The following is a 6,583-nucleotide window of genomic DNA, read 5'->3' as shown; positions in this document are numbered from 1 at the left end:
TAAGAGTCCGGGCGAATCGCGCGGCGAGATGTGTAGGGATCGTTCCCGACTGCATCTGTGACAAAGGGGACGGCGAAATCGCTTTCCGCGTCCAAAGCGATGTGCGTCGAACAAGCGCGTCGCCGCCCCCACGGGTTCTCTCCGATGACCCGTATGCATCGAGCTTCGATCGCGGCTTGATGCGGGCCGACACATGAGCGCGCCCGAGGTGCTCGTCACGCCTCGCGCAAAAGCGCTGGCTTCAGAAATCCTCCGGGCGAGTGTAAGCCGCGCTCCAGAGCGCAACTTGCATGACGACCGATTTGAACCACGCCTGATGCATCTTCTCCACCTCGTCTTCGGCATCCCCTCTTTTCGCCAGAAACGGCTTGATGGTCGCCACGATCGGGTAGATAAATGCGATCATGTAGCGCAAAGGGATGTGATCAGCGCCCGCCTCGACGTTGTCCGTCCGGTTCTTCTTGGCGCGCGTATGACGGAGCGCGATCTCCTGTTGATAATCGAGCCAAGCCCGATCGTACGTCGCCGCGCATGTATCCCGTATCCATTGACCGAAACGCGCGCGCACCGCGGACAGATATTCCGGAATGGGATTCCCTTTGCGGTCGCTGAAGTAGAGCACCAGATGCTTATGCGCGGCGACGAAGCCGTACCACACATCCAAGACATCCTCGATCTGGTCGTTGAGGACCTCGCCAGCCATTCGAAGATAACGAACATCCTCGTCCGTGAAGAGCACGGTCTGCTTAAGCAGGTCAAACTCTTGGTCGCTTAACGGCGAACGCGCAACCGCGCTCGTCCCACGAGTGTAGCCGAGTATCATCTCTTCGCTCATTCACATACCTCCGCCTTTCAGATTCGTTCGCAATAGCGATCCGTCATAAAATTAGCAGGATGCGAGGGAGCGCGTAAGTAGGCACAATTCGGTTAGGTAGTCACTTTTCGGTGCAAATTCATGAAAGCGAAAGACAAAATCTCGTCCATCGGGTCAACGGATGAACCGACCGTCAGCCGCATGGTCGAAGATGTCATCGGCTGCAAGTGGACCTTGACCATCATGCAACTGATCCGTCGAGGCGTGTGCCGCCCCGGCATGATCGAGCGCAGCGTCGAAGGACTGACGACCAAAGTGCTGAACGAGAGGCTGAGGAAGCTGGTCCGCTACCGCATTCTCGAACGCCGCGCTTATCCCGAAGTGCCGCCGCGCGTCGAGTACAAGTTGACCCCGTTCGGCCATAAGTTCGCGCGCCTTCTCGATGCGATCGAGGAGCTGGAAAAAGAGCGTGCGATGGCAACCACACGCGGCGCTGATAGCGGCTGAAAACGAGCGGCCGAGCGCAAACTACTTTCGCGATCGCGTTCGCAGCCGCGTTAAAACGTCTTCGCGCGACCGCCGGAATGAATCCGCCCAAACACGGTGCGCTCAATCTCATCAGCGCTCTCCTGTGAGCGAGCCTCTGGGCTGGCTTGACTTACCGGATGGGAGAAAATCCTCTGCGATGAGACGCGCGCCTCGATGCCACTGCGCTCTCTCCGGTTGCTTCAAATGGTAGAAAGCACGAGCGAGCAACGCGTGCGCCGCGCGCTCCAGCTCATCATCGCCATCAGCCGTTTGTAGCACAAAGGTCGCCTCTTCGACCACGCGCTCCCACTCACGGCGCGCAGCCAGCAGTTTTGCCCACTCCAAATGCGCTTCGGGCGCGAGCGGATTCCAAACGAGAGTTTCGCGCACCAGCGCCTCCGCTTCCGTCTGCCGCCCTTGTAGTTGTAGAAAACGCGCGTATTCGAGCGTCGCTTCAGGGCGGCGCTGTGGCAATTGACGGTTGATCTCAATAGCGGCGCGGTAAGCTCGCTCGGCGCCGCGCGATTCGCCGAGGTCGTTTTTTGCGCGGGCGATTTGCAGCAAGATGCGCAGCCGAAGTTCGTCTCGACGCGCGAGCGCAAGCGCTCGTTCCCACTCGACGAGCGCGCCGTTGAGATCGGTTGTGCTGAGAGCGCGTCCGTAGTTGTAACGGGCCGAAGCGTCGTCGGGAGCGAGTTCAACCGCGGCGGCCAATATTTGGCGGGCGATCTCGTTGGCGCGCGTTTTGCGCGCGGGATCGACGCCGAGCAATACGCGCCCGAGCGCGATCATCTCGGACAACTCTGGGGCAGCGCGCACGCGCGCCAGTCGCGCGACGATTCGCGCTGCTAGGGTGGCAGATGGCAAGCGCAAATAGACGGTTTCGATCTCTGAGTCCGGGTAGAGTTTCATCCCCTGTTCGCAGATCTCGGCGGCGCGCTCGAACTTGCCAGCGCGGCGTGCCGCTTCCGCTGCGAGCGCGTAAACGTTCTCCGGACTTTGCGCGCTGAGGATCTGTTCCGCCACCGCGAGCGCTGCCGCCGGACGACCGGCGCGAACGAGCGCTTCGCCCAATAGCGCCCGCAGGCTTTCGCGCGCTCCCGGCTGCTGGGCCAATGGAGCGAGGAGCGCGACGGCGTGAGCCGCCCTGCCTTGCGTGAGGTCGAGGCGCGCGAGCGCTTCCACAGCGTCGCTTTGACGCGGGTCGAGACGAACAGCGCGTTCAAGTTCGGCCCTCGCCTCCATTGGCCGCGCGCCGTTCAACAGCGCGAGGCCGAGCGCCGCCCGTCCGCTCGCCGAACGCGGCGCAAGCGCTAAGTGCCGACGAAGAACCGCGATCGCCTCGTCGTTTCTCCCCGTCTGCAGGTAGCAGATGCCGAGCGCTAGAAGAACCGGCGCCGAAGCGGACCGCTCCTGCAGCCATGCTTCGTAAACGCGCGCGGCATCGGCGAACCGACCCTCGCGCAGCGCTCGATCGGCTGCGGCGAGCATCCCGTTCTCCCGCCGCGTCGCCACGACACTCACCATGTTTAAGGTCGTGACGGCCAGCATGAAGCTCACGGATCTACTCCAGACGCTCCGCATCGGAAGCTTTAAAAACTGAACCGCGCTTGTATCTCAGCGACTCGTCCGGCCAAGACGTGCAACGCGCGACCGAAATCCGGATGCTGAATCTGCGTGTTGTCGTCGTTGGCTTGAAAGGGAGCGAGGTTCACTGTGTTGAAGAGGTTATAGAAATTCACCCGAAGCTCGAAGCCAGCCCGTTCGCCGAGCGCCGGCAACTTCGGCAACCAGAAACGCTTGAGCACCGTCATGTCCACGCTGAAGTAGCGCGGTCCACGCAGGCTATTGCGCCCGATGCCGGGACGCGGCGGGACGCTGAACGTTCCTGACGGAGGCGGCAAGAAGTAGCGCAACCCGCCGCCCGGAAATGGTCCAGCGCCGAGAAAGGTGCCATTGCTTGTGTCGGCGGTCGCTGGCGGACGTAGTTGCGCGACGGGACGCAGCGGGCAGACATTGCCCCCAGCCACCTGTGCGTTGCACTGTCCGCCGCCGACCACGGGCGTCCACGGGAAACCAGAACTGGCCGTCAGGATGCCGCTCACTTCCCATCCGCCGAAGACGCTTCCCACCAAATCGCGTCGCCCGCGCAACAATGGCAGCTCCCATATGCCGTAAGCCTTAAGCGCATGGCGGACGTCGAAATCCGATGGCCCGTATTCGGTCCGCTGATCGAAGGGGTAAGTCTGTCGGCAATCGTGGTCGTTCGAGCAGGTGTCGAGGCTCTTGCTCCAACGATATTCGGCGTTAAAGAGGAAGCCGCGCGCAAAGCGGCGCGTTGCGTCGACCAGCAACGCATTGTAATTGCTGTTGACATCGGTGAGCAGCAGATTGACGCTGCCGATACGCGGGTTGGGCGCGACGAATTTGTGGTACGGCACCAAACGCGGGAGTTTATGGGCTGCGCTTCCTTGATAAGTGAGCGACGCCAGCCAGTTGGCCCCGAGATCGTATTCGGCGCTCAACGAGTAGCGGTAAGCGTATGAGTTCGGCACATCCTGCAACGTCGCGTTGATGTTGACCGGCGGGCCGCTCAAAGGAAGCCCGGTGTTCGGATCAAAGGTCAGCCTCGCCGCTGGATTGGGCGGATAGTTGAACGAGCCGAGATCGCTCGCCGTCGCATACAAGATGTTGCCGCTCGCTTGATCGAAGAAGAAGCCGGCGAAAAAGGGCGGGTTGAAGCGCGATTCGAGCAGTCTCGATCCGGGCAGACGATTGTATCCGATGCCGAATCCACCTCGCAGGACCATTCTTTGGGCGAAAGCCGTTGGGTTCCACGCGAAACCGACCTGAGGTCCGAAGTTGTTCCGGTCCGGGTTGAAGAGGTCGCCGCCGACCTTGAGGCGCGCGCCGATCAAACCGTCGTTGGGGCCGAGAACGAGGTTCGAGATGCGATCGTTGGCGCTGCGCAGCGGCGTAAAATACTCCCACCGCAAACCAAGATTGAGCGTCAAGTTGGGGCGCGGCTTCCAGTCGTCTTGAACGAAGAGGGCGTAATATTTGCTGCGCGCGTAAGCTGCCAGATCCGTGTAGGCGCCACTGCGCGGCTCGAAGAAGGCGAACTCCGAATTGGGCGCGTCGTTGGCAAAACTCCACAAGTTGCCGAAGTCAAAGGTCGGGCGTCCGGCCCACGGCGCATGGTCGTTGTTCTGCTCGGCGATCAGATCAACGCCGAACTTGAGCGCGTGCGCGCCGACCACTTTGCTGAGCGTATCGCGCGCGTTGTAGGTCGTTTGGTAGAAGACACCTGGTCCGATGCCCGTGCCGAAACCGATGCACCCCGGATTGAAACAGACGTTTGCCCGCGGAATGCCCCAACCGATGTTCGGATTGGATTTCACTTCATCGAAATACCATCTAGTGACGTTGAACCGCGCCTCGTTGATCATGGTCGGCGAGATCGTCCGCGTCCACAGTAGCGTGCCGACCATGTTGCGTCGCGCCGAGGTGAAATCGAGCGCCGGACGTCCCTTGTTCCACGTGTCGTTGAAGTTGCGCGTATTCGGCACCCAATACATGCTGAAAGCGACCAGATCCTTGTCGGTCACTTGAAAGTCGAGGCGCGCGCCCACCTGCTGCGCCGTTGACCGGTCGGGAATCAGCAGCTGGGCGAACTGAATGTCGGCCACGCCATCAAGCCCGCCGCCCGTCTCCGGTTGCGGTATGCCCAGACGCGCCGCCGCGTTGATCGAACCGATGTCGAGGCCGCCCGCCACCGTGCGGCAGTTGACTCCCTCGACAAAACCGGCGGAAGCACAATTTCTACTGGCATCGATGCTCGCCACGCGCGGCGGCGTCATGCCTGGAAAGTTAAGGATCTTGGCGGCAACGCTGTTCGGTCGCAACCTTCTCACCGCTTCGACGTAGTTCTGCGTCTCAATCCACTCGCCGGCCAGCCGCGTGCTCGATCGCCCGACTCGTTCGTAAGAGACGAAGAAGAAGAGTTTGTTCTTGCCGCTCCAGTAAGCAGGGCCGCCCTCGCCAAAACGTGGCAGATAGACGGGTCCGCCGAGGCTGCCTCCCCATTGGCTCAAAAACTGCTCGACGCGCTGCGGATCCTCACGGATCGCTGTGCCAGCGCGCACGAAATCTTGCCGCGCATTCAACCCCGGTGTGTTTCGCTTGAAAAAGAGGCTCCCGTGGAACTCGTTGGTCCCCGATTGAGAAACGACCAACACCTGCGCGCCCGTGTTACGCCCGTACTCAGCCGAGTAGTTATTCGCTAACACGCGCACCTCTTTGACCGATTCCTGATTTGGAGTGATCACAGCCGCCCCACCCCACGCTTGGCTCATCGCCGTCACGCCATCGATCTGAATGTTGTTCGCCTCGACCCGCTGACCGTTGGCAGTGATGGGCGGGCGGTTCTCGGTGGCAAAAATTTGGTCGTTGGAGCCGCCCGGTCCAACCGTATTTGGCAAGTTGACGGCTGCCCCCGTTCCCGTGCGCGCGCCAAGCCCGAAGATGCCGGGCGCCAAGCGCACGAGTTCATACGGATCGCGCCCGACCTGCGGCAAACGCTGAACCTCGGTGGTCGTGATCGTGCCGGCCACTTCGCCGCTTTCAGCACGCAACGGTGCGGTTTCGGCACTCACCGTTACGGTCTCGGTCACCTGTCCTGGTTCGAGCGTGAAGTTGACGCCGCGTAGCTCTTCAGCTCCGACGTTCACTTTCTCGATGACCTGCCGTTTGAAACCCGCGGCTTCGGCGCTGATCGTGTAGATGCCCGGCGCTAGCCCTGAAAGGCGGTAAAAACCGGTCTCGTTGGTCACCGTCTGCTGTTCGCGTCCCGTCTCAGCGCTCTTCAAAGTGACGGTCGCCTTCGGAATGACCGCTCCGGTTGGGTCGGTGACCACGCCTTGCACCGCGGCTTTGAACTGCGCCAGCGCTTGGCCCGCCGTCAAAAACGCCAGCGCAATGGCGGGAAGTAATCGGAGAGCGATCGGTCGCATGGCTCCTCACACCTCTAACAAAAATTGAATTCGCCAAAAAACAGGACAGAGAAAATATTTCGAAAGATTTCCGAGTGGCAGGAGAAATATTTCTCTCGCCTATTCCGTGTTGAAACTGCCATGCTTGTCCGACTACAGACTGCGATCGCTATTCCTCTTCTCTTCATCCTAACGCTTAAGTATCTCCATACTAAGTTTGCGCAATTTCGACGGCCCCAAGTAGCTTGAG

General features: G+C 60.8%; 4 protein-coding genes. 1 reads left to right on the top strand and 3 read right to left on the bottom strand.

Annotated elements, in window-relative coordinates; all coding sequences use genetic code 11:
• Positions 1 to 241: 241 nt before the first annotated feature.
• Positions 242 to 835 carry a protoglobin domain-containing protein gene (locus tag C4334_RS14205; protein ID WP_352432748.1) on the bottom strand — a complete coding sequence of 198 codons (594 nt, stop codon included), beginning with the start codon at positions 833 to 835 and terminating at the stop codon, positions 242 to 244.
• Between the two features lie 120 nt (positions 836 to 955).
• Between C4334_RS14205 and C4334_RS14200 the strand changes: the two genes are divergently transcribed.
• On the top strand, positions 956 to 1,321 hold the full coding sequence (locus tag C4334_RS14200; protein ID WP_352432747.1) for a winged helix-turn-helix transcriptional regulator: 366 nt from the start codon (positions 956 to 958) through the stop codon (positions 1,319 to 1,321).
• 111 nt (positions 1,322 to 1,432) lie between these two features.
• On the opposite strand, the gene C4334_RS14195 is transcribed toward C4334_RS14200, so the two are convergent.
• Together C4334_RS14195 and C4334_RS14190 are read right to left on the bottom strand one after the other, a co-directional pair.
• Positions 1,433 to 2,869 (bottom strand): tetratricopeptide repeat protein, encoded by a 1,437-nt coding sequence (locus C4334_RS14195; RefSeq protein ID WP_352432746.1) that lies wholly within the window; start codon positions 2,867 to 2,869, stop codon positions 1,433 to 1,435.
• Between the two features lie 65 nt (positions 2,870 to 2,934).
• On the bottom strand, positions 2,935 to 6,354 hold the full coding sequence (locus tag C4334_RS14190) for a TonB-dependent receptor (RefSeq protein ID WP_352432745.1): 3,420 nt from the start codon (positions 6,352 to 6,354) through the stop codon (positions 2,935 to 2,937).
• Positions 6,355 to 6,583 lie beyond the last annotated feature (229 nt).

The sequence above is a fragment of the Pyrinomonas sp. genome (genome assembly GCF_040289685.1).
Lineage (GTDB): Bacteria > Acidobacteriota > Blastocatellia > Pyrinomonadales > Pyrinomonadaceae > Pyrinomonas.
Note: the sequence above shows the minus strand (reverse complement) of the source record. Positions and strands in the feature narration are given on the sequence as shown.

Bases quoted from the DNA above. Each gene is read 5' to 3' on its own strand.
- C4334_RS14195 (WP_352432746.1), bottom strand. From the start codon at position 2,869: ATGGTGAGTGTCGTGGCGACGCGGCGGGAGAACGGGATGCTCGCCGCA.
- C4334_RS14205 (WP_352432748.1), bottom strand. From the start codon at position 835: ATGAGCGAAGAGATGATACTCGGCTACACTCGTGGGACGAGCGCGGTT.
- C4334_RS14190 (WP_352432745.1), bottom strand. From the start codon at position 6,354: ATGCGACCGATCGCTCTCCGATTACTTCCCGCCATTGCGCTGGCGTTT.
- C4334_RS14200 (WP_352432747.1), top strand. From the start codon at position 956: ATGAAAGCGAAAGACAAAATCTCGTCCATCGGGTCAACGGATGAACCG.